Below are 1,918 nucleotides of genomic sequence, written 5' to 3' on the forward strand. Positions count from 1 at the left end.
CCACGCCGCAATCCCGGCAAGCTCAAGCCTGGATTCCACCCGGCTTACTGCCGGGCGGCTTAAGTCCATGGCATTGGTGGCGGGGCTATCCGGATCAGGGATCATGAGCGGGCTTGCTGCGAGTGGCGCAATGGTAGGTAGTGGCGCAGTCGCGGGCGTAGCCTTGCTAGGAGGGTTGCCGGGAGCCGCTACAGCACATCTACTCAACAGCACGGTGCTTGCCGACAACCCCACTTTGGAAAGGCCCGAAAAGGATGCACGGTCGTTTGGGCGCAAAGCCGGCTACCTGGGAGCGGCATCTGGTACGGCAGCCGGCGTAGCCACCATCGGCGCTGCAGGAACGGTCGCTGGCTTCAGCGGCCCAGGAATCATGTCTGGTCTTGCAGCCATTGGAAGTGCGGTTGGCGGCAGGGCCGCAACGGGTGTTTTCATTACCGTGGCCGCGCCAGCGGCCCTTGCTGCCGGCTTTGGCTACGGCGCGTACAAACTCCACAGGTTCTTTCGGAAGTCCGCCGAAGCGGAAAAGAAGGGCCATAGAACGGAGGAGTAAACGCGTCTGAAGCTCATGGACGTTGGCCAGCCAACCCGGAAGATGAGAGCTTGGTTTGGTGTAAACCTGTGACGGGAGTTAGAGGTCTAGGGGCCGCGGTTGATCGACGGACCGCGGGACTTTAAGGTGCGCGCTATGCTTGACACTGTCATCCCAGTTTGTCCGCTGCCGGCGGTTTTTCTGGCATAGGAGATCACTACCCGTCTGACCTCTAACCGCTTGGAGCGACAGCGCGAGGCTGTTTTCGGAGGGGCTGGTTTGGGAGCGAACAGGTCAGCGACCCTCTAGGGCGGCCTGACTCAGCCGTCCCAGTTGTGGCCGCTGGGGGTTCGTTGGGCGGGGGCCGCATCGTCGGGTAGCAGGGTGACCTTACGGCCACCCTGCTACCCGACGGGCCGCATCCGCGCGAACAGCGGACGCTGCTCCGTATCGCGAGTCGCATCGACTGTTACCAGCGCTCTCAACCCTGAGCCGCCAATTGCCCCTCAAAGTGCCGAGGCTTAAGATCAAGTCGTGTCCGCCGGTCCCATCAGCACAGCATCCACAAGGCACCGATCGGAGACCGCGTTTCTGCCTAGTACGGCCGAGCAGGCCGTGCGCTTCGCGATATTTCTTGGGAAGATGGACAATGTCAGCTGCAACCTTGAATCAAGTCGGACTCGCTCTCGGATTTTCGGGAGCAGTACTTCTAGCTTTTTCTGCCAAGATCGGTGTAGGTGGGAAAGACGGATGCCTGATAGTTGAGGGTCTAGATCCACGGGCTCCTCCCAGGGCAATCGCATCAAACATTCCTTATATTCTGAATCTCTAATGCCTTTTAATTCAGCGCGTTATATCTGCCATGCGTCGGATCTCGGTTCCACAAAACAGAAATGCTGCTGGATTCACCCGCAGACCCGGTGCGACGAGTGTCTCCGAGCGTCGATTGCTGGCAAGGACTTTGAACTCTCGCTCTATCAACGCTCAGAAATTCGGGCTCTGCGTGCTCCATCATGCTGATTTCGCTAACATATAAATGCGCTCTAATATGACCATTTCTTGATGCGATTGCCCTGGCCTATACGCTCTACTGGACTGTGGCCCTGATCCGGGACTTTCGGCTGCCGACGGACTCGGGCACCTAGCTTGCCATGCGGTCAGCCGAGGTCAGTTCCAGTGGAGGCCGGGGACCGTTTGCCTCGGCGCAGGGAAGAGTGCTATTTGATCCCTACGGGCGACGGCCGTGTCCCAGGTGCGGTCCTTAGTCGGTGGCTCACGTGTGACGGATCAACCCGCCATTGCAGACGCTGTCGCTGCGGTAGAATGGCTGTGTTACTACACTTATGTAGTAACATGACTGCATGCAGATAAGATTCGAATGGGATCCGG

1 protein-coding gene is annotated in these 1,918 nt (G+C 58.9%); it reads left to right on the forward strand.

Going from position 1 to position 1,918, the window contains the following annotated elements; all coding sequences use genetic code 11:
• Positions 1 to 550, forward strand: a 550-nt coding sequence (locus tag G3480_RS28060; protein WP_206171921.1) for a hypothetical protein, incomplete at its 5' end; no start/stop codon positions are given.
• Positions 551 to 1,918 lie beyond the last annotated feature (1,368 nt).

The organism is Thiorhodococcus mannitoliphagus, from assembly GCF_010915725.1.
GTDB classification, from domain to species: domain Bacteria; phylum Pseudomonadota; class Gammaproteobacteria; order Chromatiales; family Chromatiaceae; genus Thiorhodococcus; species Thiorhodococcus mannitoliphagus.